The 26256-nt window shown below is 51.5% G+C and carries 26 protein-coding genes, 2 tRNA genes and 1 pseudogene; 15 read left to right on the top strand and 14 right to left on the bottom strand.

Annotated elements, in window-relative coordinates; translation table 11 throughout:
- Window position 1: 1 nt before the first annotated feature.
- Window positions 2-835 carry an ABC transporter substrate-binding protein gene (locus tag G8S19_RS12180; RefSeq protein WP_048211819.1) on the bottom strand — a complete coding sequence of 278 codons (834 nt, stop codon included), beginning with the start codon at window positions 833-835 and terminating at the stop codon, window positions 2-4.
- 248 nt (window positions 836-1083) lie between these two features.
- On the opposite strand from G8S19_RS12180, the gene G8S19_RS12175 reads away from it, so the two are divergent.
- Together G8S19_RS12175 and G8S19_RS12170 are read left to right on the top strand one after the other, a co-directional pair.
- On the top strand, window positions 1084-1263 hold the full coding sequence (locus G8S19_RS12175; protein ID WP_071887336.1) for a hypothetical protein: 180 nt from the start codon (window positions 1084-1086) through the stop codon (window positions 1261-1263).
- A gap of 117 nt (window positions 1264-1380) precedes the next feature.
- Window positions 1381-2274, top strand: coding sequence for a LysR family transcriptional regulator (locus tag G8S19_RS12170; RefSeq protein ID WP_048211818.1), 894 nt, complete (start codon window positions 1381-1383; stop codon window positions 2272-2274).
- A 46-nt stretch (window positions 2275-2320) separates the two neighbouring features.
- Here the strand turns inward: G8S19_RS12170 and G8S19_RS12165 are convergent, their stop codons facing one another.
- Window positions 2321-2461, bottom strand: a complete 141-nt coding sequence (locus G8S19_RS12165) for a hypothetical protein (protein ID WP_086523654.1) — start codon at window positions 2459-2461, stop codon at window positions 2321-2323.
- Between the two features lie 91 nt (window positions 2462-2552).
- Window positions 2553-2684 (bottom strand): hypothetical protein, encoded by a 132-nt coding sequence (locus G8S19_RS22425; RefSeq protein ID WP_256481203.1) that lies wholly within the window; start codon window positions 2682-2684, stop codon window positions 2553-2555.
- A 194-nt stretch (window positions 2685-2878) separates the two neighbouring features.
- On the opposite strand from G8S19_RS22425, the gene G8S19_RS12160 reads away from it, so the two are divergent.
- Window positions 2879-4360, top strand: coding sequence for an APC family permease (locus tag G8S19_RS12160; RefSeq protein WP_048211817.1), 1482 nt, complete (start codon window positions 2879-2881; stop codon window positions 4358-4360).
- A 92-nt stretch (window positions 4361-4452) separates the two neighbouring features.
- Here G8S19_RS12160 and G8S19_RS12155 read toward each other — a convergent pair whose 3' ends face one another.
- Together G8S19_RS12155 and G8S19_RS12150 are read right to left on the bottom strand one after the other, a co-directional pair.
- Window positions 4453-5151: a cache domain-containing protein gene (locus tag G8S19_RS12155; protein ID WP_116360133.1), complete on the bottom strand. Its 699-nt coding sequence runs from the start codon at window positions 5149-5151 to the stop codon at window positions 4453-4455.
- Between the two features lie 24 nt (window positions 5152-5175).
- Window positions 5176-5901, bottom strand: coding sequence for a FadR/GntR family transcriptional regulator (locus G8S19_RS12150; protein WP_040233767.1), 726 nt, complete (start codon window positions 5899-5901; stop codon window positions 5176-5178).
- Window positions 5902-6205: 304 nt separating this feature from the next.
- On the opposite strand from G8S19_RS12150, the gene G8S19_RS12145 reads away from it, so the two are divergent.
- The 4 genes from G8S19_RS12145 (at window position 6206) to G8S19_RS12130 (ending at window position 11313) form a co-directional block, all read left to right on the top strand.
- Entirely contained in the window at window positions 6206-7633 is a 1428-nt protein-coding gene (locus tag G8S19_RS12145; RefSeq protein WP_101741679.1) for a gamma-aminobutyraldehyde dehydrogenase, read from the top strand.
- Between the two features lie 11 nt (window positions 7634-7644).
- Complete coding sequence (locus G8S19_RS12140; RefSeq protein ID WP_053065222.1) at window positions 7645-8118, top strand: ester cyclase; 474 nt, start codon at window positions 7645-7647, stop codon at window positions 8116-8118.
- Between the two features lie 90 nt (window positions 8119-8208).
- On the top strand, window positions 8209-10101 hold the full coding sequence (locus tag G8S19_RS12135; RefSeq protein WP_048211814.1) for an FAD/NAD(P)-binding protein: 1893 nt from the start codon (window positions 8209-8211) through the stop codon (window positions 10099-10101).
- A 3-nt stretch (window positions 10102-10104) separates the two neighbouring features.
- Window positions 10105-11313, top strand: a complete 1209-nt coding sequence (locus tag G8S19_RS12130) for a cytochrome c (RefSeq protein WP_253685237.1) — start codon at window positions 10105-10107, stop codon at window positions 11311-11313.
- A gap of 75 nt (window positions 11314-11388) precedes the next feature.
- On the opposite strand, the gene G8S19_RS12125 is transcribed toward G8S19_RS12130, so the two are convergent.
- Window positions 11389-12867, bottom strand: a complete 1479-nt coding sequence (locus G8S19_RS12125; protein ID WP_124021731.1) for a PLP-dependent aminotransferase family protein — start codon at window positions 12865-12867, stop codon at window positions 11389-11391.
- Between the two features lie 105 nt (window positions 12868-12972).
- Here G8S19_RS12125 and puuE point away from each other — a divergent pair, with 105 nt between their 5' ends.
- From puuE to G8S19_RS12095, 6 genes are all read left to right on the top strand, one after another.
- Complete coding sequence (puuE, locus tag G8S19_RS12120; protein WP_124021732.1) at window positions 12973-14235, top strand: 4-aminobutyrate transaminase; 1263 nt, start codon at window positions 12973-12975, stop codon at window positions 14233-14235.
- 216 nt (window positions 14236-14451) lie between these two features.
- The gene (locus tag G8S19_RS12115; protein WP_199969190.1) at window positions 14452-16584 is read left to right on the top strand and encodes a TonB-dependent siderophore receptor; all 2133 of its coding nucleotides are present in this window, start codon (window positions 14452-14454) and stop codon (window positions 16582-16584) included.
- Window positions 16585-16593: 9 nt separating this feature from the next.
- A complete protein-coding gene (locus G8S19_RS12110) occupies window positions 16594-17604 on the top strand; it encodes an ABC transporter substrate-binding protein (protein WP_115643462.1) in 1011 nt (336 codons plus the stop codon).
- Window positions 17605-17768: 164 nt separating this feature from the next.
- Window positions 17769-18824, top strand: a complete 1056-nt coding sequence (locus G8S19_RS12105) for an ABC transporter substrate-binding protein (RefSeq protein ID WP_048211808.1) — start codon at window positions 17769-17771, stop codon at window positions 18822-18824.
- Window positions 18811-19815 carry an iron ABC transporter permease gene (locus G8S19_RS12100; RefSeq protein WP_048211807.1) on the top strand — a complete coding sequence of 335 codons (1005 nt, stop codon included), beginning with the start codon at window positions 18811-18813 and terminating at the stop codon, window positions 19813-19815. The genes G8S19_RS12105 and G8S19_RS12100 overlap by 14 nt, the downstream gene beginning before the upstream one ends.
- Entirely contained in the window at window positions 19812-20564 is a 753-nt protein-coding gene (locus tag G8S19_RS12095) for an ABC transporter ATP-binding protein (RefSeq protein WP_048211806.1), read from the top strand. Before G8S19_RS12100 ends, G8S19_RS12095 begins: the two co-directional genes overlap by 4 nt.
- Here G8S19_RS12095 and G8S19_RS12090 read toward each other — a convergent pair.
- Window positions 20551-21273, bottom strand: a complete 723-nt coding sequence (locus G8S19_RS12090; protein ID WP_061067822.1) for a substrate-binding domain-containing protein — start codon at window positions 21271-21273, stop codon at window positions 20551-20553. The two genes, G8S19_RS12095 and G8S19_RS12090, sit on opposite strands and share 14 nt — an antisense overlap.
- A gap of 241 nt (window positions 21274-21514) precedes the next feature.
- Between G8S19_RS12090 and G8S19_RS12085 the strand changes: the two genes are divergently transcribed.
- Window positions 21515-22312 carry an MBL fold metallo-hydrolase gene (locus G8S19_RS12085; protein WP_124021734.1) on the top strand — a complete coding sequence of 266 codons (798 nt, stop codon included), beginning with the start codon at window positions 21515-21517 and terminating at the stop codon, window positions 22310-22312.
- A gap of 55 nt (window positions 22313-22367) precedes the next feature.
- On the opposite strand, the gene G8S19_RS12080 is transcribed toward G8S19_RS12085, so the two are convergent.
- The 6 genes and pseudogenes from G8S19_RS12080 to G8S19_RS12060 form a co-directional block, all read right to left on the bottom strand.
- A tRNA-Val gene (locus G8S19_RS12080) sits at window positions 22368-22444 on the bottom strand.
- Window positions 22445-22447: 3 nt separating this feature from the next.
- Window positions 22448-22524, bottom strand: a tRNA-Val gene (locus G8S19_RS12075).
- A gap of 199 nt (window positions 22525-22723) precedes the next feature.
- A pseudogene (locus tag G8S19_RS22495) lies at window positions 22724-22810 on the bottom strand (glutathione peroxidase); the annotation flags it as partial.
- Between the two features lie 150 nt (window positions 22811-22960).
- Complete coding sequence (locus G8S19_RS12070) at window positions 22961-23509, bottom strand: GNAT family N-acetyltransferase (protein ID WP_048211803.1); 549 nt, start codon at window positions 23507-23509, stop codon at window positions 22961-22963.
- 33 nt (window positions 23510-23542) lie between these two features.
- Window positions 23543-23875 carry an EmrE family multidrug efflux SMR transporter gene (locus G8S19_RS12065; RefSeq protein ID WP_071887338.1) on the bottom strand — a complete coding sequence of 111 codons (333 nt, stop codon included), beginning with the start codon at window positions 23873-23875 and terminating at the stop codon, window positions 23543-23545.
- A gap of 115 nt (window positions 23876-23990) precedes the next feature.
- The gene (locus G8S19_RS12060; RefSeq protein ID WP_124021735.1) at window positions 23991-24758 is read right to left on the bottom strand and encodes an alpha/beta fold hydrolase; all 768 of its coding nucleotides are present in this window, start codon (window positions 24756-24758) and stop codon (window positions 23991-23993) included.
- Between the two features lie 146 nt (window positions 24759-24904).
- Here G8S19_RS12060 and G8S19_RS12055 point away from each other — a divergent pair, with 146 nt between their 5' ends.
- On the top strand, window positions 24905-25771 hold the full coding sequence (locus G8S19_RS12055) for a LysR substrate-binding domain-containing protein (protein WP_226813998.1): 867 nt from the start codon (window positions 24905-24907) through the stop codon (window positions 25769-25771).
- A 17-nt stretch (window positions 25772-25788) separates the two neighbouring features.
- Here G8S19_RS12055 and G8S19_RS12050 read toward each other — a convergent pair whose 3' ends face one another.
- Complete coding sequence (locus tag G8S19_RS12050) at window positions 25789-26187, bottom strand: helix-turn-helix domain-containing protein (RefSeq protein WP_048211800.1); 399 nt, start codon at window positions 26185-26187, stop codon at window positions 25789-25791.
- Window positions 26188-26256 lie beyond the last annotated feature (69 nt).

Below are 26256 nucleotides of genomic sequence, written 5' to 3'. Positions count from 1 at the left end.
ATTACTTCGCTTCTATTTTGAAGGCGCGGGGCTGTGGATTTTTGGTTTGCGGACCAAACCAGACATCATAAATTTTGGCTGCCTGCCCGGTTGACTCGAGCTTTAATAGCTCGTCGTTCACGGCCTTCAACAGCGCAGGTTCACCTTTTTTCACACCCACACCAATTTCTTCTTTGCTCAACAGGTCGGGCAAAATTTTGAAATCTGCTTTATCCGGCGCACCGCCTAACAACCCTGCCAGAATGGTGCTGTCCTGGGTGATCGCCTGGACATTACCATTACGCAGGGCGGTTAATGCTAGCGGAATATCGTCATAGGCCAGCACACGTGATTGTGGAAAACGCTGATGCAACGCCTGCTCACCTGTCGTCCCTTTCACCGCACCGATACGGGCCTTACTGTAGTCATCAAGCTTATCCGGCGATTTTGCCGGAACGAGGAATTGCTGTCCGGTAACGAAGTAAGGGGCGGAAAAATCGATAACCTGTGCACGCTCAGGTGTAATCGTGATATCCGCTACGATTAAATCGGCCTTACCGGACTGCAATAACGGTATACGGTTAGCCGGATTGGTGGCGACCAGTTCCAGTTTAACGCCAAGTGATTTAGCCAGCGCTTCAGCGAAATCAACGTCGTAGCCGACAATTTTATGTGTTTTTGCATCAATAGAGCCGAACGGTGGATTGGCGTCAAAGGTGGCGATTTTTACCACGCCTGCGGCTTTGATATCGGCCAGTTGATCGGCCTGAGCGTATGACGCGGCAATGCCTGACGCCAGCAGGACACTGAGTGCCAGCCATGTTTTTTTTGTGCTGTGAATCGTCGTTGCCATCATTTTCTTTGAATCCCTGTTGTTTTGGTTTGTGCTTTTTACGCTCCCATAACTTGCGGCGGTGACCAAATAAGAAAAAATTCTTATCTATATACAAAATGGTATTAGTGAAAAAGGTGTTAATTGCGGGTGAAAATAATGAAAAACTGAAATGCAAAATAGCGCACAACGTTGGCAAAAATTCGCATTTCATTTTTTACGCATTCTGCGCTGGAATAAGTTGAGCCCAACAGACAGCGGAGGCGGAGAAGATGAACGGGGTTAAATATCTTTGGTTGCGTATAAAGAATCGACATCCACAGACTCCACAACATAGTGCGGAACGAAATCTTCAGCGTGTTGTGGAGTCTGTTCTTCCTGCCGCCAGCCTGTATGGGGTGGATATCGCCAACATTGATCCGGAGTGGTTCCGTGATAAAACAACACGCTGAACTTCGCCTGACGCGCGAAATGTACTGGAATGAAGTGTGCAAAATGAGCAGAAATACTACTGAATCTCCATTCTGATCTGTAACATACATCAAAACAGGTCTGGATTGGGAACAAGCATGCTGCGTGATAATTTTAACGATCTCTATTATCTCATTGTCGTTGCCCGTGAACGCAGTTTTACCCGCGCCGCAGCGAAGTTAGGGGTCTCGCAGTCAGCATTAAGCCATGCCATTCGCGGGCTTGAGGAGCGACTGGATGTCAGATTGTTGACCCGTACCACGCGAAGCGTCGCGCCAACTGAAGCCGGAGAACGGCTTATCAACAGTATCAGTCCGCGTTTCGATGACATTGAGTCGGAGCTACTGGCATTAACCGATATTCGCCAGCGCGTGGCGGGGAATATCCGTCTGACGCTCGGGGAACATGCGTTGCAATCGACCGTCTGGCCTGCACTACAGCCGTTTTTGCAGGCGTATCCTGATGTAAATGTGGAAATGACCATCGACAACAGCCTGACGGATATCGTGACGGGACGCTATGATGCCGGTATCAGGCTTGGCGAGCAGGTGGCCAAAGATATGGTTGCTGTCAGGATCGGTCCCGACTGGCGCATGGTTGTGGTGGGATCCCCCGCCTATTTTGCCCGCCATGGCAAACCGCAAACCCCGCATGATTTACAGAATCATAACTGTATCAATATGCGCATGCCGACCCTGGGCGGGCTGTATGCCTGGGAGTTTGCCAAAAATGGGCAGGATCTCCGCGTGCGGGTAGAAGGGCAGCTTATTTTTAACAATCTTCCACCGCGTATCAGTGCGGCGATTTCGGGCATGGGCCTGGCATTTGTACCGGAAGACACCGTCGAGCAGGCGGTAGCAGAGGGAGCGCTGGAAAAAGTGCTGGAAGACTGGTGTGAACCTTTTCCCGGTTATTACCTGTACTATCCCAGCCGTAGACAACATACCGCAGCCTTTGCACAGCTGATTGAGGCGTTGCGTTATACGGCGTGAAGCGCAGGCTGACTATAAAAAAACCGGCATTGAGCCGGTTCAGAAATTAGATTTTGCAGGCATCGCCGCAGTCGTTATCAGCAATCATTTCCTGCGCTTTTTTGTCCGCATCTTCCAGACGTTCAGCATTACGCTCTTGCGCTTCTTCCAGCCCATCAAAGACCAGATTATCGAGATCAATTTCCATCATTCACCTGCCAGGTTCAGCGTTTAACATCATTCCATTATATTGCAAAAATGTTGCTGAACAGCAGCGATTATTGCTACTAAGCACGTTCTTATACCAGGTTAGCGTATTTTTCCGGCAGCGTATCCCACAGATGGCGGTTCGCTTCCAGCAGCAGACGGTGCTGCTCAACGGCGTGCGCGTTTTCCCGTGCCCCGCGCGACATCAGCGTCCAGGCCTCCAACGCTGAAAACCTCTCGTCATTCGCTCGTTATGTTAATTAAATGTTATTAAATCGAATCGAGCCCTTGTTTATTCAGGAACGTGATGTGCGATTTGTTTTAACAAATATGCGACAAAATCACTATACATATAACTTAATATCTTTTATACATTAATTGTTCAACCCTGCGACTATTCCACAAAAGAGAAAGCAATATGGAACAGACTCCTGATAAGAAAAACGATAACTTTCAAAAAGATGGCAAAGAACAGTTCAACCGCTCGATCGGGCTTATTTCAAATTTTGCGTTGGGTTTTACCTACCTGTCACCGCTCACCGCTGTTTATTCGCTGTTCGCGTTGGCAGTGACGCTGGCGGGACCACCCGCGGTGTGGTGGATTTTAATCGTCGCGTGTGGGCAGTTGTTAGTCGCCCTGGTGTTTGGTGAGGTTGCGTCTCAATATCCGATCACCGGGGGGCTGTATCCCTGGGCGAGAAGGTTGTGGGGTAAGAAATATGCGTGGATCGCCGCCTGGATCTACCTGTGGGCGCTGGTGGTGACGATTACCTCGATCGCGGAATATACATCAACATTTGTTGAATCACTCTTTCATTATGGCCAGACACCCGCCACCATGCTGGTGACCTCCGTCTTGCTGCTGCTTTTGATGATGGCCGTCAATATGTCCGGGACCAGGAATCTGGCCAGGGTCGCCAAAATTGGTTTCTGGTGTGAAATCGTCAGCGTGATTGCGCTGGGTATTTACCTGCTGATTTTCCACCGTTCACAGCCTTTCTCCGTCATCTTTGATTCGATGGGGGTACTGGCACATGACGGAAGTTATTCCACCGCCTTTATGTCTGCCGCGCTGATGGGCCTGTTTATGTTCTTTGGCTTCGAGGCGTGCGGTAACGTTGCAGAGGAAGTGCAAAATCCAAGCAAAAAAATTCCGGTAGCCATGATTTTAAGTATCGTGTTTGGCGCGATCTCCGCCATTATCTCCGTCATGGGCTATCTGCTGGCGTCACCGAACCTGGTGAGTATCGTGAATGGCAAAACCGCCGATCCGATCCCGGCAATCCTCAATGAAGCGCTGGGGGAAACCGGTGCGACGGTCTTTATCGTTGTCGCTATTATCGCGATGCTGTCGTGCATTCTGTCTCTGCAAGCGGCGTTAAGTCGTCTTATCTTTTCTTTCTCCCGCGACAGAATGCTGCCGGGCAGCGAGTGGATGGCCAAAATTTCCAAAAATGGTGTCCCGGATAATGCCATGGTCGTCAGCTGCGTGTTGCCGGTTATCATTTGTGTCTGGGTCTATTTCCAGCCAGATAACTTATCGCGTATCACCGCATTTGCTGTGATCGGTATTTATATTTCATTCCAGATGGTGGTACTGGCCGCGCTGCGTCAACGTCTGAAAGGCTGGAAACCCGCCGGAGAGTGGACGATTGGTGGTTGGGGCGTGATTGTAAACGTGCTGGCATTAGCTTACGGCCTGTGTGGGATCTGGTTACTGGCGCAGCCAGCTGACAGCAGTGATTTCATCGACCGTTGGACAGTACTGTTTGGTCTGGCGATTGTGGTAGGTTCAGGATTGATCTACATGTTCCTTACCCGACCTTTTGGCCGCTCGGCTGCACCGGAAAACGATGCTATTGCCTATGCCACGAAGCTCAATATAGGGCAGGATAACTAAAACTAAGGGCCTTCGGGTCCTTAATTTCGAACGCTTTGCGCGCCGGATACAACGCTGGCATCCTTATCCGGTAACGCTCAGCCTTGAATGGACTATTTCTGGTAGTGATAAAGGATAAAGTAGTCGCTTTGATACACCACCGTGCTGTGGGCTGGTGACAATAATTCACCGACGCGAAAGCGCGGCCAACTGGAAAAGATGATCCGGTTTTCCAGATTGGTCAGAATGACATAATCAGGGTGAGGGCAGGAGAGCAGTTCGGCTTCTATCTGACTGACCAGCAGATCGACGGCGGCGACGCCGAGGAACTGATCATGATAGTAAACCGGAACCGCTGAGGTTAGGGTATAGGAGATGTTACAGATATAGTCGACATACGGGCCATGGATGTACGCTTCACCTGCCGGAGGCGAATGCTTAAACCACTCAAAGGTTCTGAAATCCAGTCGCTGTTGCGTCGCCTGATCCAAATCCAGATGTGCCTGACTCAATCCATTATCTTTCTTATACCACCATTCCAGCAGCCAATATTCTTTGGTGGTTTCTGTACTCTCAATATGGCTGGCGAAACCTGCGCCCGAGCAGTAGTGATTGTTGTTCAGTGTGCTCTTGATGTGTTGCTGAACCGTTGATCTGACAGCGGGGTCGAGGACAACTTCGGCAGAGCCTTTTTGCACACCGGCAATGGCCTCGTGAATGCTCCTCGCCAGCGCAACGGTAGACTCTACGGTAGAGACGGTAATATCATCAATTTTACGGATTAATGCGCTTAAGGATGTCGAAGAGCTCATGGTCTGTCCTGCCTTCACTGATTGTCAGTTCGAGTTATATTTCAGCTTTTTTTCAATAAGATAATAGGTAAACGTATCGATGATCTGCGTGGCGTACTGGACTGACCCGGTCTCGTTATGGGCGGCTAGCGCGTCGGCCAGCGCCGAATAAAGCGCGATAATTTCCGCATGAATATTGTCGGCGCGATAGAGTATTGCCACCAGTGATGCCCACTCGGCCTGGACCTGAAGCTCCTGGTTGGCCAGCCGTGCTGAATGAGAGCTGGCCGCAATTGCCAGCAAACAACGCATATCGGCCTGAGTCATCAGTTCCGGTGAGTCGGCTTTCCTCAGCACGTCTACAAACTCGCGAAATTTGGCAATATCCGCCGCGGTCATGCGTCTGGAGGCTAACCTGGCGCTGTGGCTGATAATGGCGCAATGCATTTCGCCTAAATCCGAAAGGTAATCGGTACTGATCGATTTAAACGGATGCAGGGCGCTATTTTTGCCATCAATATTCTCGCAAACGAAGCTCCCGCCATTACGGCCACGAACCGTATGGATAAGATTATTAGCCCGAAGCGTGTTGAGCGCTTCTCTGATAGTAATATGTGAGACACCCATCATCTTTGCCAAATCGGTTTCATTGGGCAGCTGTTCTTTTGGCTCCAGCAACCCGGTAATAATGGCATTTGACAGGCGCTGCACTATCTGGTCTGAACGACTGACCTGCCCGATAGGCGCAAATATGACCGCATGAGTAATCATAATCTTTTCTGCACTCAATTCCCTGAAACAACGACCATTTTTAACACATGCCCGCGGGGCACGAAAGGTCAGAATGGCCGCGTTATTTTACATGCCCACGCGCAACATCGCTGCACAGGCGGATGTGTGTCCCGATAGCGTCAAAGCGCACTGCACGCTGACGATGAAAAACCTTACCCTGAAAATGTAAAATTTAAGTTAAAAATGCGAGGTTTATCATAGTGTCAATGTTGCGCATTTGAAAAATTTTTACAATATATATATTACATAAGCTTCTTTATGTATTAATTGGCGGGAGACAGGCATGAGAACCCTGAAGCATTTTATAAATGGGCAATATGTAGCGGGTAACACAGAAGACACGTTTGAGCTGGTGAGTCCGGTTGACGGTGAAACGTACGCCTTATCGCCTAATGCCGGTGCGACTGAGGTGGATCTTGCCTACTCGGCGGCCGCGGCGGCATTTAACATGTGGAAAAAATCGACACCAGCCCAGCGGCAAAAAGCACTGCTGCAACTGGCGGATGAGATAGAAAAAAATGTTGAACGACTGGTCAACGCGCAAAGCCAGGAAACCGGTCAATTGCGTCATTTTATCGAAAAAGAAGAGATTGCAGCCTCGTGCGATGCGATCCGTTTTTTTGCCGGCGCAGCGCGTTGTCTGGAAGGGAAGGCCGCCGGAGAATATTCCGCCGGGTTCACCTCAACGATTCGTCGTGAGCCGTTGGGCATTGTGGGACAAGTCACACCGTGGAACTACCCGTTTATGATGGCGGTGTGGAAGATTGCACCGGCGCTGGCCGCAGGCAATACGGTAGTTTTAAAACCGAGCGATACCACCCCGGTGAGTACGCTGCTCCTGGCTGAACTGGCGGCACCCTTATTTCCGCGCGGGGCGTTTAACGTCGTGTTGGGCAAGGCCAGTACTGGCTCACTGGTGGTTTCTAACCCGACGGCTTCATTGGTGTCGATTACCGGTTCGGTACGCGCTGGTCTGCAGGTTGCGGCATCAGCAGCAGCTAACCTGACAAAGGCCCATCTTGAACTGGGTGGCAAAGCACCCGCCGTCGTGTTTGCTGATGCAGATATGGACAAGGCGATTACTGCCATCACTACCGCAGGATTTTTCAATGGCGGACAGGATTGTACTGCCGCCACGCGCATCCTGGTGGAAGATTCTGTCTATGCGACGTTCCTGGAAAAACTGATCCAAAAAACGAAAAGTATCAAGTTTGGTCCTCCGCAGGATCAGGAGGCGTTATATGGTGCGCTGAATAGCAAAAACCAGCTTGAGCAGGTGAAGGGGTTTATTGAGCGTTTACCTGCACATGCGAAAATTGAAACCGGTGGTCATGCGGGGCCTGGGCCGGGTTTCTACTTTGAGCCGACGATAATTTCCGGCCTGCATCAACACGATGAAGCCATTCAACACGAAGTGTTTGGCCCGGTAATGACCATTCAGTCGTTTTCTGGTGATGAAGACGCGTTGCGCAAGGCGAATGATGTGGAATATGGCCTGGCCGCGAGCGTCTGGACCTGCAATCACAGTCGCGCTCAGCGTTTCAGTATTGATCTCGATTTCGGCACAGTATGGATTAACAGTCATATTCCTCTGTGCGCCGAAATGCCGCACGGTGGATTCAAAAAATCCGGCTATGGAAAAGATCTCTCCTCTTATTCGCTCGATGAGTATACCCGGGTGAAACATATCATGTGTGATATTTCCGAATAACAGGTAATACGATGAAAACATTAAAAATAGCCGCACTTTCATTGGTGATGTTCTCAGGATTCAGCCTGGCAGAAAGCTCACCGCTGAACACGGTTAAAGCATATATGGCAGCATGGAATGCGCATAATGCGCCGCTGGCTGCCCAGTACCTGGCGGACGATGCCGTTTATTACGATGCCGCCGCAGGAGAGCCGGTAACCGGCCGGAAAAAAGCTGAAAAAGACGTGATTGGTGCATTTATTAAGGCGGTCCCGGATCTGACCTGGAAAATGGTCGGTAAACCTGTCGCGGATGAAGATACTGTGGCATTTCGTTGGGAATTCTCGGGTAAAAATAGCGGCGAATGGGCGGGAAGTCCGCCGACAAATAATCCGATCAAATTTGAAGGTGTCAGCTATATTCATGTTAAGGCAGGAAAAATCACCTGGCAGGGTGATTATTATGACGCTAAAAAACTGGATGAAGAGCTGAAGCCAGTGAAGTAGTCGGCGGTATCCTCCTTGTATCTGCGAGGGGGAACCTCTCATTTGTAGTGTTTTTTAGGACAATGTGTCAGTGGCAAAAGGACAAAGTTAATGGCAATTACCCGACGTGATTTTCTCAACGGCGTGGCGGTGACTATCGCTGCGGGACTGACCCCTCTGGATCTGGTCAGAGCGGCAGGAAAGGGGCACGAATTTATTGATGGAAGTTATTATCCGCCTGCGTTAACGGGGCTACGCGGTAACCATCCGGGTTCGTTTGAAATGGCCCATGCGTTAGGCCGTGAACATAAGCACTTTGATTTAAGCGCTCTGCCCATCGAGGAAGAGTACGATCTGGTGATTGTGGGCGGCGGTATCAGCGGACTGGCCGCGGGTTGTTTCTGGCATGAACTGGTCGGGAAAAACAGCAAGGTGCTGATCCTCGATAACCATGATGATTTTGGTGGTCACGCCAAACGCAACGAATTCACCTCCGCAGGCAAAAAACTTATCGGATATGGCGGGAGTGAAGCCTTTCAGTCACCCGCGCATAATTTCAGCCCCGAAGTGAATAAGCTGATGGAAACCGTCGGCGTGAGCGTCACGCGGTTGAAAAAGAGTTTTGACGTTAATTTCTACCCCGACTGGCAGCTAAGTCGCGGCGTCTTCTTCGATAAAAAGAATTTTGGTGAGACGAAAATAGTCAGCGGCGATCCGGGGCGTGCGGTATCCGATGATATTCCGCCGGATCGGCTCAATGGCCGTAATATCGAAGACTTTATCAATGACTTCCCCTTGAGTGAGGAAGATCGTAAAGCCCTGATCGATTTGCATGTGCGTCCGGTTGATTATCTTCCTGGGATGACGGTTGATGAGAAAACGGAATGGCTGGATACCCACAGCTATAGTGAGTTTCTTTCCACCAGGGTTGGTTTAAGCAAAATGGCGCTGCTCTATTTCCAGCAGCGTTCCAACGATTTCTTTGCCATCGGTATTGAAGGCATTTCCGGTAGTGATGCTCGTGCGTGCGCATTGCCGGGAATGGAAGCGTTAGGGCTGCCGCCGCTGGACGGTGAATCGCTTGCCGACCTCGAAGAGCCATATGTCTATCATTTCCCGGATGGCAATGCGGGTCTGGCACGGTTGCTGGTCAGACACATGCTGCCGGACGCGCTGCCGGGCAATACCATGGAAGATTCTGTCCTCGCCAGACTGGATTATGAAAAGCTCGACTTGCCGGAAAACACCACGCGTTTACGCCTGAACAGCACGGTGATTAATGCGGCGAACGTGGAGGGTGGCGTTGCCGTCACCTGGCTACGCGATGGCAAAATGCATCGCGTGCGCGGTAAGAATGCCATCATGGCGGGCTATAACATGATGATCCCATATCTGGTACCGGAAACACCAGAGCAGCAGCAGGCCGATCTCAAACTAAACGTGAAGGCGCCGCTGGTGTACACCAATGTGGTGGTCAAAAACTGGCAAGCGTTTAAGCAACTGGGGGTTCATGAGTTTTATTCACCGGCCGCGCCTTACAGCCGAATCAAGCTCGACTATCCGGTCAGTATCGGCGGATATCAACACCCGGCCTCGCCGGACGAGCCAATGGTGATTCATATGGTCTATGTGCCCACGTATCCTGGCAGTAATCTGTCCGCGAGGGAGCAGTTCCGTTTGGGGCGTGCTTATCTGCTGGGGACCACGTTTGCCGCACATGAAGAGATGATCCGTTCTCAGTTGCAGGAAATGTTTGGCTCAACCGGTTTTGACAACCAACGGGATATTGCGGCCATTACCGTTAACCGCTGGGCGCATGGTTATGCGTATTACGCTAATTCACTGTTCGATGATATGGAAAAAATGCCGGAGATTATTGAGCGGGCGCGTAAACCTATCGGACGTATTGCCATCGCTAACTCTGATGCTGACTGGAGCGCTTATGCTCATGCTGCGATCGATCAGGCATGGCGCGCGGTTAATGAACTCAAGGATATGGGGTGATTTATGCGTAATGTAACCGTTCTAATCGCCTGCCTGTTTACCGCTTCTGTCTCTGCCGCTGAATCTAACGGTGAGTACATCGCGAGGATCTCTGACTGCGTGGCATGCCATACCGCGGAAGGCGGCGCGGCGATGGCAGGAGGCAAGAAGTTCCCCACGCCGGTTGGTGATATCTATTCGACGAATATTACCCCGGATAAGACGCACGGTATCGGCAACTATTCTTACGACGATTTTGAGAAGGCCGTGCGCCAGGGGATTGCCAAAGACGGTCATCCGCTGTACCCGGCGATGCCTTATCCTTCTTACTCGAAACTGTCCGACGCAGATGTTCAGGCGCTGTATAGCTACTTCATGCATGATGTTAAGCCGTCAGCAGAACCCAATAAAGAGAATGCTATTCCCTGGCTGATTTCGGCCCGCTGGCCGCTGCATATCTGGAATTGGTTGTTTACCGATGCGCCGACTGCCGCTGTTGAAGGCAACAAAGCGGATGATACGGCAGCGCGGGTAAAACGGGGGGCTTATCTGGTTGAAGGTCCGGGTCACTGCGGGTCATGCCACACTCCGAGAGGGATGGCGATGAACGAAAAAGCCTATACCAATGCCGATGCTGAGTACCTGAGCGGGGCGATGATCGACGGCTGGTATGCGCCATCGCTGCGGGGAACCGGGATGTCTGAGCAGGCGTTAACGTCATTGCTGCTGACGGGGAAAAGCAAACATGCTGCGGTATCGGGATCGATGTCTGAAGTCGTCAGCCAGAGCACACAGTACCTGACGGACGAAGATGCCACGGCGATTGCGCAGTATCTGTTGAGCCTGAAAAGCACGAAGACGGAACCGGCGCGTACGACAGCCGCTACGGCCTCCTGGTCGAATTCCCCTGAAGCGGGTAAAGTGACCTACAACCGCTACTGCTCGACCTGTCATGGTCTGGAAGGGAAAGGGACCGATGATAATGCACCTTCGCTTATTCACAATCCGTTAGTGATGGTAGACGACCCAACTCCGTTGTTCAGGGTGATTGCCCACGGCGCAGAAACACCGACGACGCGGGGGAATGTCTCCTTTAAGATGCCAGCCTATGGCGGGTTGTTCAGCGACAGCGAAATGCGCGATGTGATCAATTACGTGCGTAAAAGCTGGGGTGAAGGTAATGGTGAGGTAAGCCAGGAAGATCTGTCCGGGATTAAAAAAGCCTCACATTAATCTGTGCAATGATGCCGGATGGCGCTGCGCTTATCCGGCCTACAAAAAGCGTAATTCGTAGGCCGGATAAGGTGCTTACTCGGTGTTTATCCTGATAATATCCGCCAGTCGGGTAAACGCCGCAGCCATCTCATGTTCTTCAATACTGGCAAAGCCCAGCAGCAGACCGCTGCGTTTTTCTTCTTTCACGTAGTACCGCGAAAGTGGGCGAACCAGAAGACCTTGTGCGTTGGCCTGTTGGGCAATTGCGCTATCATCAGTACCCGCAGGTAGCTGTAAAATCAGATGTAGTCCGGCGTTGCTGCTGTAAGGTCCCAGATAATCCTCACCAAGCTGGCTGATGATGAGCTCTACCAACGTATGGCGTCGGCGGCTATATAACTGGCGCATTTTACGGATGTGCGCCGCATAGTAACCCTCACGAATAAACTCAGCCAGCGCCGCCTGAATCAGGAGATGCCCACCACGATAGAGATCGTTATGTACCTTCATCAGTGGGGCGGCAAGCGGTTTGGGTATCACAACGTACCCGAGCCGCAGTGCCGGATAGAGGGTCTTGCTGAAGGTGCCGATATAGATAACCGGAGCATCTTCTTCCAGTCCCTGCAATGACGGGATGGGTTGGCCGGAAAAACGAAACTCGCTGTCGTAGTCATCTTCCACAATCCAGCTGTGCGTTTCACGTGCCTGATAGAGTAGCTGCCGTCGTCGACCAAGGCTCATTACCGGGCCAAGCGGATATTGATGTGACGGTGTCACAAAAATAAGTTTCGGCGCCGGTTCGACGCAAGCAGGCGCAAGCATGCCTTGTTCATCAACCGGGATGGCCGAAAAGTTGACGGCATTGATGCGCAGAATGTTTTTTATTCCCCAGTAACCGGGTTCTTCAATCCACGTATTATCACCAGGATTACACAACGAGCGGGTTACCAGATCCAACGCCTGGTGAATGCCCTCGGTAATCAATATTTGATCTGGCGTACAGCGCACGCCGCGTGCGGTGCGCAGATAGTCCGCCAGCGATTCTTTCAGTTCAATCAAACCACCAGTGGCATCGTAGGTGAGAAACTCCGGGCGTAGCCGCCTTGCCAGCCGATCCTGAATTTTTTTCAGTGTGCGATGCGGGAAAGAATGCACGTCCGGTACACCAGGAATAAAAGCTCCCCACTGGCGAGGGCTGGCGCTGGCATGCCCAAGCAGTTCAAGGCTACGGACGGACAAACTGGTGTGGTCTTCACGTGTCGCAGGTGAAACCGGAGGTTTATTAGGGGCCAGACCGAGATTGTCCAGCACGCTGTCGGTCACAAATGTACCGCTGCTGGTGCGCGCGGAGATATAGCCTTCGGCCTGCAACTGCTCGTAAACCCGCAGGACAGTATTCCGTGATAACGCCAGCTCACTCGCCAGGTCGCGTGAAGGTGGCATGCGGGTAGCGGGTTTCAGGCTCCCCTCAAGGATGCAGCTACAGATGGCGGCATACAGGCGACGATGCAGCTTCTCGTCAGTCTGCTGGCTAAATGCATGCTTGATCACATCTCCGGCAAGTGAACGCATTTGGATCCTTAAAATAAAACGATTTGGCTCTCGATTAAAGTACCAGATGGCGTCTAAATTTAAAGGGTAATTCAACCAATTGTGTTTATGGACAAGGTGTAGAGAATGAACAATAAAAACCTGCAACAACGTCGTCTGGATGCCACACCACGTGGCGTGGGTGTGATGTGTGATTTTTATGCCCAGTCGGCTGAAAACAGCACGATTACCGATATTGAAGGCAATCAGTATATTGATTTCGCCGCCGGGATTGCCGTGCTGAACACCGGGCACCGCCATCCGCGTCTGGTGCAGGCCGTTGAGGCGCAACTGCAAGCCTTTACCCATACGGCTTATCAGATTGTTCCCTACGAAAGTTATGTATCGCTGGCGGAGAAAATCAACGCGGTGGCGCCAATTGACGGTAAGCGTAAAACGACATTCTTTACCACCGGGGCTGAGGCCGTGGAAAATGCGGTTAAAATTGCCCGCGCTCACACCGGTCGCCCTGGCGTTATCGCCTTTGGCGGTGGTTTCCATGGGCGGACATACATGACGATGGCGTTAACCGGCAAAGTGGCGCCATACAAAAAAGGCTTCGGTCCGTTCCCGGGGTCCGTTTACCATGCGCCATATCCTTCTGCGCTGCAGGGGGTTTCAACTGCAGACTCGATTAAAGCGATAGAACGTTTGTTTAAAGCGGATATCGATCCGAGCCAGGTCGCTGCGATTATCTTCGAACCCGTCCAGGGGGAAGGCGGCTTTGTTGTCGCTCCGGCGGAGTTTGTCGCGGCAATTCGCCGTATCTGCGATGAGCATGGCATCGTGATGATTGCCGATGAGGTGCAAAGTGGTTTTGCCCGTACCGGGGAGCTGTTTGCGATGGATCACTATGCTGATAAAGCAGACCTGATGACCATGGCAAAAAGCCTTGCGGGTGGGATGCCGTTGTCGGGTGTCGTAGGCAAAGCCGATATTATGGATGCGCCCGCGCCGGGTGGACTGGGGGGGACTTACGCCGGGAACCCGCTATCGATTGCGGCAGCTCATGCGGTACTGGATATTATCCGTGATGAAAAGCTGTGCCAGCGTGCGGCAGCGCTTGGCGAGCAACTGCGTGCTGTGCTGACCGATGCGCGTGCAGTATGTCCTGAACTTGCCGAAGTGCGGGGATTAGGCTCGATGATTGCCGCTGAATTCTGCGATGTGGCCACGGGTGAACCCAGCGCCACCGCCGCGCAGCGCGTGCAGAAAAAAGCGCTTGAGCAGGGGCTGCTGCTGTTAACCTGCGGCCAGTATGGCAACGTGATCCGCTTCCTTTACCCACTGACTATCCCGCAGGATCAGTTTGCAAAAGCGTTAGAGATAATCAAAACGTCGATGAAGTAATCTCGTTCAATTCAGATCGTGTGTAAAGCCGGCAGTAGTCATTACCGTCGGCTTTTTTGTTGTAACCATTTCGCCAATCCTCTCTCGTTATATATTTACATATATATCGATTAAGCCTATTCTATTCATCATACAAATATAATAAACGTGCCCCGCAAGAGAAGGCGCTTGTGTTATCGACCGCCAGTCTTTCTATCTAACGAATTGAATCAACAAATGTTAAATTGCAAAATCACCCCAATTGCCTCCGGGTTGCTGACTTTTTCTTGTCTTGCCGCCTCCCTGTCGGCCCATGCTGATGACACCATTACCGTTACTGCTTCCGCGCCTGCTCAATCTTCGTTTCCCGAGCAGGAGCCCGCGGCCGCTGAAAAAAAGGCGACGATCGGTAGCCTGGGGCAGCGAGAGTTAATTGATGTTCCGTGGTCGGTACAAACACTGTCGAAAAAAGTGATTGATCAGCAACAAATCAAAGATGTTAAGGATGTTTATCGCTACATACCGTCAGTTCAGGGAGAGGGGGTTCGACCACAAACCCGTGGCATGCAAGGGAGCGTGGTGCAAAACCATATGATTGATGGGCTGAATGCCGTTTCCACCACCGAATATCCGACAGAGCAGTTCCAGAATATAGACGTGCTGAGTGGTATCGCGGGTTCACTGTACGGGCCAGCCAACCCGGCGGGGATGTTTAATCTGGTCTCGAAACGCCCTCTGGATACGCTACTGCATCGGGTTACCGTAGGGCAAGGTACAGGGTCAGGAACGCTGGCATCAATGGATTTCAGCGGGCCTGTCGACGCGGGAGACAGAGTGAAGTACCGCCTCAACCTGATGAATGATGAAGGGCACAGTTACACCACCGATAGTCATGTTCGTCGGCAGTACGCGGGATTGGGCCTGGATTTTCAGCTGACCGATAAAACCGTGCTGGAGAGTAATTTCAGCTATTACCATTATTATGAAAAAGGCATGCCAGGCAGCTTTGCGCTGGCAAAAGGCGTGCAGTTTCCTTCGGCATTCGATCCGACGAACAGTAAATATGGTCAGTCATATGCAGGTCATGATGATGAAACGACCACTGCGGACATGCACATCAAGCATGATTTTGACGGTAACTGGATGCTGGATCTGGGGGCCTTACACCAGGTTGCTGACCGTGAATCGACGGCAGTAACCAACACCCTGACGGATAATCGGGGTCACTACACCACCACGACCTCGAATTCAGCGGCCAGTCGCTTTACGATCAACAGCTATTTAGCGAACCTGACCGGCAGCATTGATTCCGGCTGGTTGACGCAGGATATCGCGACCGGAATGCGCGGATTTGTATGGAAAAACTATAACCCGAGAAATGGGGGAACCTTTACGCTGGGGCATTCTTCACTTGATCAACATCCCGACTATCCGCGCCCGCCTTATCCTGACTTTACTAATCGCTATCATTCGGCGACCACTACGCAGCATGCATTTCTGTTAAGCGATACGCTGCATTTCACTCCGCAATGGAGTTTGTTGCTGTCTGGCAGCGAAAACTTGTTTACCGTCAGCAACTATAACAAATCCGGTCATGAAACCAGTCGCCAAAAGGATAACGGCATGAGCGGCTCCGCCAGCCTGATGTATAAACCGGTTGAGAACGTCACGCTGTACACCACCTGGGCTGACAGTTTGCAGCAGGGCGATACCGCACCTGCCGGGGCCAGCAATGCAGGACATGTGCTGGATCCGTACCGCAGCCATCAGGTGGAGGTGGGGGCAAAATATGCGCCCGTCAAAGATCTGCTGCTCACCGCGGCGCTATTTGAAGCAAAACGTCCCTTTGCTTATACCAACGACAACGGCGAATTTGCTCAGGACGGTACGCAGAAAAACCGTGGGCTGGAACTGATGGCTGATGGGCATATCACGGAAAATTTACGGGTGTTAGGGGGAGCCGCCTGGTTGGACCCCATGCTGCACAACACTGCCGCCAGTAATGCAGATGGTAAGCAGGTTGTCGGCTTGCCACGCTTTACCTCGAATGTGCTGGCAGTCTATAGCATTGAACAGGTTCAGGGACTGGATGTGGATGCCAACGTGCATTACGTCGGACGTCGGGCTACCGATAACGCGAATGATACCTGGGTAGGCAGTTATACCACGGTGGATATTGGTAGCCGTTATGCCACCAGACTGTGGAACACACCCACGACTTTCCGGTTTGATATCACTAACCTGACCGACCGCCGCTACTGGACCAACATTGTCCCCGGCGCGTTGACGGGTTATACGGGGGCCGGGGCGGCCAGTGCGCAACTGGGCGCCCCACGTCAGGCGCAGATTTCCGTTCAGGTTGATTTTTAAGGATTGCTGATGAAAACGTGCCACACATGGTTGCTCTGTGTGTGGCTGGCGTTTCCCGCCCTGGCCACGCGTCAGGTTGTGGATGATGCCGGTCACACTGTAACCGTCCCCACACAAGTTCAACGTATTGCGGATAGCTGGTTTGCCCATCACTCGGTGTTGATGACGCTGGGGGCGGGACGTCAGATTGTCGCCACCGTCAACCATCCACAGAGCCAGCCGTGGATGTTCAAAATAAACCCATCGCTGAATCAGGCCTTACAAATTCACGGGACGTCATTCAATAGCGAGGCCCTGCTGGCTCTGCATACCGATGTTCTGTTTGTCGCAAAGGGCAAGGGGGATGCGCAGAGTTACAACCAGGCGGGTATCCCGACGCTGGAAATGGCATTTACTGATTATCCTTCGATGGAAAAGTCAGTCACGACCACGGCGGACGTGTTAGGCACGGATCAGGCTCGCGCCAGGGCGGTGGCATATAATCAATTTTTAACCCGCACTATTGCGGATGTTCGCGCGAAAACGGCGACATTAGCGGAAAATCAGCGCCCGCGGGTTCTGCACATTCAGTCGCTGAACCCACTGAAAGTCGACGGTAGAAACACGTTGATTGATACCTGGATTGCGCTCTCTGGTGGGCGGAACGTCGCCGGGGAAGTGGACGGTAACATGAAAGAAGTCTCACCCGAGCGGGTGCTGTATTGGCAGCCGGAGGTGATTATTCTCGGGGCGGGATGTGGCGATATTGCCAGTTCACCTTATGCAGCGTTGTTCAAAGAGCTTAACGCGGTGAAACAGGGCAAAGTCTGGCGCAATCCGGCGGGCGTCTTCCCCTGGGATCGCTATGGAACCGAAAGCGCGTTGCAGTTGCAGTGGGCCGCGTCAAAGCTGCATCCAGCACTGTTTGGCGGCCTGGATATGGTTAACGTAACCCGCGATTTTTACCGCCAGTTTTTTGATTATTCGCTTAGCGAGGCGCAGGCGAAGCGGATTTTAGCCGGGCTACCCCCACAGGGGTAAAGCGGGAAGCGCTGACGGGCAAATGCAGGCCAGTTCAGGGTTACACACTGTATTTGCCGTGACGAACCGCGTGGCGGTATACCGTGTCTGGCGATAATGGGTTGCCAGCTATCACGTTATATAATTTAATGCATATCGAATTTTTCCCAGTCCAGATGGTATCTATGTTAACTCTTCGCTCTTTTGTGCTGGTTTGCGCCAGCATGTTTTTTGCCTTTTCCGCACAGGCGGATCGCACTATCACCGATCAGCTTGGGCGTCAGGTTACAATCCCTGACCATGTCGATAAGGTGGTTGTGCTGCAACACCAGACGCTGAATATTCTGGTGCAACTGGATGCTGCGCAGGATATCGTCGGCGTGATGTCGAGCTGGAAAAAACAGCTTGGGCCTGAGTTTGCCCGGTTTATGCCGACAATAACTACGCTGCCTACGCCTGGCGATCTCACCAGCGTGAATATCGAAAGTTTGCTGGCGATTCATCCGCAGGTAGTGTTTGTCGCCAACTATGCGCCCGCTGAGATGATCCAGCAGATTCAGAATGCCGGTATCCCGGTGGTGGCTATCTCGTTACGTCAGGATATTGCCGGGCAACAGAATAAAATGAACCCGACAATGGCTGATGAAGAGCAGGTCTACAACGAAGGCTTAAAGCAGGGGATCCGCCTGATTGCGGATGTGGTAGGGCGTAAAACGCAGGCGGAAACGTTGATCAATTACGTCTTTACGGCGCGAGCAAAATTCAATGCGCCAGTTGCGGCCATCCCGGAAGCGCAAAAGGTTCGCATTTATATGGCTAACCCTGACCTTATGACCTACGGTTCCGGGAAATACACCGGCCTGATGATGCAACATGCGGGTGGGTTAAATGTGGCGGCGGCCAGCGTGAAAGGCGCGCGTCAGGTGGCGCTTGAGCAGGTGCTGGCGTGGAACCCGCAGGTGATTTTTGTTCAGGACCGATATCCGCAGGTGGTCAAAGAGATCCAAAACGATCCTAACTGGCAGGGAATTGACGCGGTGAAAAATCATCGTGTCTGGCTGATGCCTGAATATGCCAAAGCCTGGGGTTATCCGATGCCGGAAGCATTGGCAATAGGTGAGTTGTGGATGGCCAAAAAACTTTACCCGGATGCCTATAAAAATGTCGATGTGGATGCGCAGGCGCAGGATTACTATCAACGTTTTTATCGTGTGAACTGGCAGTCAGATGCTGCTAAGTAAACGGGATTTCCCCTTGCAATCATTACTGATAGCAGGGGTGTTGGTGCTGGGGGTCAGTTCGCTGTGTCTTGGACAATATCCGCTGTCACTTCGTGAAGTGTTTTATCAACTCACCCATTTTGGCGATGCGCAGGGTATTGCCAGTCAGGTGATATGGACAGTCAGACTACCGCGTATTCTGATGGCGTTGCTGGCGGGGGGCGCGCTGGGATTGTGCGGCGCTACCTTGCAAGGGGTGTTTCACAACCCATTGGTCGACCCGCACATCATAGGCGTAACCTCGGGGGCGGCCTTCGGCGGGACGCTGGCGATTCTGCTGGGTCTTGAGCCGTGGCTGATGATGGGGTCAACCTTCTTCTTCGGTCTGGCAGCGCTCATTCTGGTATATGCCATTGCGGCCTTACAAGGGCTGGAAAATACGCTGGTGCTGATCTTATCTGGCATTATTTTAAGTGGTTTTTTTGCCGCGCTGGTGAGCCTGATTCAATACCAGGCCGATACGGAAGAAACCTTGCCGAACATCGTATTCTGGCTGCTGGGCAGTTTTGCCACGGCTAACTGGCATAAAGTCCTGCTGCTGGCGATCCCGGTATCCATTGCGGCGACGATGTTGTACCAGTTGCGCTGGCGGATAAATCTGTTATCGCTCAATGATAAAGATGCTAAAGCGCTGGGCGTGGCGGTGGTTCCGCTGCGGCGTAGCGTGCTGGTGTGCTGCGCGTTTTTAGTTGCCGCTCAGGTGGCGGTCAGTGGCAGCATTGCCTGGGTTGGGCTGGTTATTCCCCATCTTGCGCGGTTGCTGGTGGGGGTTGATCATCGTCGCTTGCTCCCGTGTGCTTTTTGGATGGGAGGTGGTTTTATGATTGCGGTTGATGATATCGCCCGCACTCTGATGCATGCGGAAATACCGCTTGGGATCATCACCGCGTTGCTCGGCGCACCGCTGTTTGCCTTCTTGCTCATTCGTACCAGTCGTCGGGGGAAACAATGACATCTATTGCGCTCAGCGTGAATCAGCTTAGCTATGGCTATCGCTCTCCACTGTTTGACCCCCTCACTTTTCAGTGTCAGAAAGGCCAGATCTGGGCGGTGCTTGGGCGAAACGGTCTGGGTAAGAGCACGCTGCTGGATACGCTCACGGGCACGCGACCCGCGCTGGGCGGGAGTATTGATGTTCATGGGGGGATAGGCATTGTGGCCCAGCATTGCCATCTGCCGTTTCCCTATACGGTGAGCGACGTGGTGTTGATGGGGCGGGCGCAGCACGTAAAATTGTTTGCTCAGCCCAGCCGCCAGGATCAACAACGGGCGGAGCAGGCGCTGGAACAGCTAAACATTGCGCATCTCGCCGCCACATCGTTTAGCTCACTTTCTGGCGGTCAGCAGCAACTGGTGATGATTGCCCGTGCTCTGGTTACAGAATGCCAGACGCTGTTGCTTGATGAGCCATGTTCAGCGCTGGATCTTGCCAATCAGCAGGTCGTGCTGCAGCTCATCAGCGATTTGGCACACCGGCAGGGGTGTAGCGTGCTTTTCTCGACGCACGATCCGTTGCACGCCTTACAGATTGCAACTCATACGCTGCTGTTGCTTCCTGAGGGAAAATGGCTGGCAGGGCCGACGGACGGCGTGGTGACAGAAGATAATCTGTTCCAGGCCTATGGCTTGCCATTGCGAAAATTCAGTGTGGAAAACTATCAGACACCGTTTATTGCGCCGCTGTTTGCTATCCACCGCTAACAGGCAAGAAACCGGCGGCGGTCAGCAACGCCTGACCGTCGTGGGCAAGCATAAATTTAACCAGTCTCATCACCTCTTCAGAAGCATCGAGCACCGCCAGTTGGTATTCACACAAGATGTTCTGTTCCGCAGGAATAGCAACGTAGCGAACATCGGACGGTGAACCGAGTGCTTTTGCATAATGTGCGTAACCAATAAACAGATCGGCCAACCCCTGGCGAAGAAGCCAACTGCTTGCCAATTCTCCTGGCGGGATGCTGAGCGTATCGCGGCCACCAACCAGTGGCAGGGCGCGTGCACGAAGCTGTCGTCCAAGTCCCGGTTCCAGTGCATCCATGTTATCGAAAAATGTCCAGGTATAATCACCGGAAGGGTCGCAGCCCGGTGTGGATGTGCCAATACGCAGCACCGGGTCGCGTAGTAAATCCAGCCATTCACCGCGCCGGTTGGTAACCAGGCCCAGTTGATTCCAGCACAGTGTATGCGTGGAAACGGCCCGGTGTGTGTCCAGTAGTCGTTGCGGATGTGCCCGATTTGCACTGGCGAACAGAGCACACGGTTCCCCGGCTTCAATACGCTCGCGCAGCAAACCTGCCGGGCCATAGCCAACGTTGACCTCAATGCCGCTAAGGCGGGTGAACTGATTGAGTAGTGGGGTAAATGCCAGTCGTAAACTTCCCGCAGCAAGGAGGGTGATTGAAGATGGCATGATATCTGATCTCTGGGCTATGGCAGTTATGCGAAGAAGATGAATGATACGCCCTGCACAAGGGACTTTGAAGGCATCTGATGATGCCATTTCGCTTACATCATTTGATGTTGTAGTCACTTTCAAAGGGTTATTTGATCCAGCGTGCGGTGGGATGCTGACGCTGTCTTTTTTTGTTCTATGCTTTGACCGTAATAAAAGATCCTGAACGGAAGAGAGCATACGTGCAGGGGGAAGACAAATGACAATCTTGTGTAAGACCTGCGGAACGTCCTATGACGATACGCATGGGGCTATAACGCATTGCAAAATCTGCGAAGATGAGCGCCAGTATGTTCCCGTTACCGGACAATCATGGTTCGATCCAGCCGCGCTTCACGCGACGCATACGAATAAATGGCTGCAGCATGAGCGTTCGCTACTGAGTATTCAGACCGTGCCACGGTTTGCCATTAACCAACGGACATTTTTGCTACGCACCCCGCAGGGGAATGTGCTCTGGGATTGTATTGCGAATCTGGACCCGGCCACGCAGACGCTCATCACCGCGCTGGGTGGGTTGAGTGCCATTGCCATTTCGCATCCTCACTACTACTCCACGATGCAGGATTGGGCGGCAGCATTCGATGCACCAATCTATCTGCATGCTGACGATCGCCAGTGGATTATGCGTGACAGTCCCTCTATTCGGCTATGGGAAAGCGATGTGCATAAAGTGCTTCCTACCGTGACGTTGTTACGCCTGGGCGGACATTTTGCGGGGGGGAGTATTATGCATATTGATGATGGGGAGGGGATAATCCTTGTGGGCGATATTTTGCAGGTCACTCCCGGTGCGGATGCTGTGTCGTTTATGTGGAGCTACCCCAATATGCTGCCATTGCCGGCAAGCGCGGTTATCCACATTATGCACGCGTTGCAGGATGTAAGATTCGACCGACTCTATGGCGCGTTTGAAGGTCAGGATATTAAATCCAACGCCAGACAGATTGTGGTGCGATCGGTGCAGAAGTATCTTGCTTGTCTGCGCAAAGAATAGAATGGGTTTCAGGAGAACGTTTGAGAATTTAGCACCAAATCAAAGGGATATGATTTGGTGCGTCCGAGTGGACTCGAACCACCGACCCCCACCATGTCAAGGTGGTGCTCTAACCAACTGAGCTACGGACGCAAATGGTGCGTTCAATTGGACTCGAACCAACGACCCCCACCATGTCAAGGTGGTGCTCTAACCAACTGAGCTATGAACGCAACGTTGTAGGTGACAACGGGGACGAATATTAGCGGCACAGACCGAATGAGGCAAGAGGGAATTAGCATTTTTCTGCATGTTTTCACTCGATTGCAGAGTAATTAAGCAAGTTGACTATATTTTGTTGATTTTGCAGCGTGTTTTTTATTCAGACAGCGAACTGGAGCATACCAGGGTCGGTTTGAATGACAGGGGCGCTCAGACTTTACGCGCTGTAAGGGTAGTAGTTTCTATTTTCTCTGGGGTAGTGAAAGGGGTAAAACGCCTGAGCGGCTTGCTGTCACGCCTATCGGGAAGCCCACACTGTAGTTGATGTGACAGGCTTCGCTGCGTACGCGACAGTGGATTGGACAGAAAACTGATTCAAGAGGCGATGAACTTTTGCGAAGAACAGAAATTCTCTGCGGTTCAGTTATGGACATTCCATAATTTATATTAACCAACCTGACGAGTGTTCCATTCGTCGCGCGTGATTTCCCAAAGTTCAGAATCCAGCAAACCGCTGACATACTCTTTCTTTTCCGTCTTGATAAGCCGCATGCCGCTACTGTCTGAAATACGTTTGGAACGGATATTGAGAGATGCTTTCGGCGCACGCAATACCGTCTTATTTAACGTATTAAACCAGTAATCCGTAGCGATATTACTGGCCTCACGCATAAAACCCTGACCCTGATATTCCGGATCTAACCAAAATCCACGGTTATTATCCTCAACGTCATAAAGGCAAATTAAACCTATGAGAGCGTCAGGGGCCTCACGGAGTCTGATAGTCCAGATCCACGCAATCCCTTTTTCCATATCAGGCAGGGCAACGTTATTGACGTAATTCTCCGCACCGTTATCAGGATAGGGCCAGGGTACTGAGGAAACCATATAGCGAACTATCTCCCAGCGTGGATAAAGCAACTGAATCTGCGAGGCATCTTCGGCTTCTAATGGTTTTAACAGCAAGCGTTCCGTATGGAGTTTTGGTATTTTCATATGCGCTTTTCCTACAAGAGTAAGATAAGAGAATCAATGTGGGGAGGATTTTGAAAAAATATTAATAACCAGAACCCCAGCACAAATAAGAAGCATGCCTGCGATCGCCGGAAAATCAAGTTTTTGCCCACTTACCAACCAGCTCAAAAGGCTGATTAATACGATTCCAGCACCTGACCAAATTGCGTACGCAATACCCGTTGGAATGGTCGACAGAGTCTGGGAGAGAAGATAAAAGGCTGTGCAGTAGCACACAATAGTTGCTACCGATGGCCATAGGCGTGTGAATCCGTCAGAGAACTTCATCAGGGTTGTACCTATGACCTCAGCTACAATAGCTCCTGCAAGGAAAATGTATGAATTCAAGATCTGATCCCATGTGACAATCTAAAGCAAATATCGTATCACAAAGGGTTGGGTGAGTTTGAACGCAGCCCAAACTACTTTTTCGTGTAGTGATTAATAATCACCACGATATTGATTATTTTACGGCGCTGACCGCATGAAGAATTACACTTGCCACGGCATCTGGCTGAGAAATATGTGGGGCATGACTGGTGTTCAGGGTAGTCACCGTCGCGTGAATTTTCTTCGCCATCGCTTTCTGTAAGTCAGTGTCGAGCATATGATCCTGTTCGCTGACAATATACCAGGAAGGTTTATTTTCCCATGCCGCGTCTTTCACTTTTTCGCCAAATACTGCGCCGTTAGTTGGGCCCTGAGTGGCGTAGATAAGTCTCGCTTGTTCCGCAGTAACATCCTGCGCCAGGTGCTGAGAAACGCCTTCAGAAGTGAGCTTCAGATAACCCGCATCATCAGCATCAATATGACTGAAACCTGAAGGTGTAGGATAATCTTTTGTTAAATCACCGACAGACTCTCCGGCCGATGGTGCAAAAGCGGCAACATAAACCAGTGCTTTGACGTTCTCATTTTTTGCACCTGTCTCTGTAATGACTGCACCACCATAGGAATGGCCGACCAGCACAACAGGACCTTTTACTCGTGCCAGTGCGCGACGTGTTGTGGCGGTATCTTCAGCAAAGGAGGTGAGTGGGTTTTGTACGGCAACAACATTAATCCCTTTAGCCTCAAGCAAAGGAATGACCTTATTCCAGGTTGAACCATCTGAAAATGCACCATGCACAAGCACAACCGTGGGTTTAGCAGCTTTAACATCAGCTGCAGATGCCAGCGCTGAACAGCTCATGGAGGCCGCCATCAGTAAGGAAAGAGAGAGATTTTTCATATCAAGAATGCCTTTGTTAGTGATCGGATGCTCACGGTTAAGCGAGCTAAGTTGACTGGCAATGTACATTGAAAACGTAATGCGATAAATTTACGTAAATAACCATCACCTGGAACATTTCATTTCAAATGGATCGTTTAACCTGCATGCAGACATTCATTAGGGTGGTCGAGTCAGGCTCCATTTCTGCCGCAGCGGGTGAACTGGATCAGTCCTCTCAGCTGACGGGTAAGCAGTTACGCATGCTTGAGCAAAATCTTGGCATTCAACTGATCAACCGTACGACCCGGAGCCAGAGCCTGACGGACAGCGGCCGTCTCTTTTATGAAAGAGCGAAAAATATTCTGGCTGAAATGGAAGAAGCGGAAGCCGTGATTGCTGAAACCCGTGCGATCCCCCGTGGTAATCTCAGGATCAGCGCTCCCATTACCTTTGGCAGTCAGCTGCTAGCCTCAAAACTGCCGGAATATCTCAAACAAAATCCCGAAGTCTCGCTCGAACTCTGTTTGTCGAATCGCACTGTCGATCTGGTTGAAGAGCGCTTTGATGCCGTTTTTCGTACGGGAGAACTGGCGGACAGCCAGCTACTGGCAAGAGCGCTTGCTCCCTATCAGATGGTTATTTGTGCTGCACCAGCTTATCTTGAAGAGGCTGGAACGCCCTCTGTGCCGCAGGATTTGACGCGGCACCAGTGCCTGATCTTTACCCACACATCAATGCGAACGGAATGGAAATTTGAAGGCCCTGGCGGACAAGTCTCGGTACCTGTAACCGGCAGGTTTAAAACGGACAACAGCGAGGCCCTGCTTGCTGCCGCCCTCTCAGGGCTGGGAATCATTATGCAACCGCTTCCGCTGATGAGCGCGGACATCGCCGCCGGGCGGCTGGTGCGGGTTCTGCCCGATTATGAATTGCCCGGTCGGCCCGTCCATGTGCTTTATGCCCAGGACAGAAGAATGACTCCACGATTACGAAGTTTTATCGATTTCTGCATCACCCATTTTGGCTCTTAGATACCCGTGAAGACGGCTTACTTCGGATCGCCGAGAACCTTTTTCAACTCCTCAATATCCTCTTCAACCGCTGTTTTAAGACCGCGGCGTTCCAGCCAGTTTCTGCCCCATATGCTTAGATCCAGAACCAGTTTGTTCAGCTCCCGTCCTTCGTCACTCAACGAGTATTCAACCTTTGGTGGAACAACGGGATAAACCTGGCGAATAATCAGGCCATCCTCTTCAAGTTCACGCAGTTGCTTCGTCAGTAAACGCTGATTGATGCTGGTTAAAAACCGCTGGAGTTCGCTAAACCGAAGCGTACCGTCCTTAAATAAATGATAGAGGATCACCCCTTTCCATTTCCCACCCATGATATGCAGTGCTGCTTCCATTGAACAACCTGGCGCCGAATCGTAGTTACGTAATTTCTTCATAAAAACATCATGGTTACCTTTTGGTAAGTATGTGCATTTTTTTAGCGTATAAACGAATTATCATCGTAT

It is taken from the genome of Citrobacter sp. SX206 (genome assembly GCF_024181025.1).
GTDB lineage: Bacteria > Pseudomonadota > Gammaproteobacteria > Enterobacterales > Enterobacteriaceae > Citrobacter > Citrobacter youngae.
Note: the sequence above shows the minus strand (reverse complement) of the source record. Positions and strands in the feature narration are given on the sequence as shown.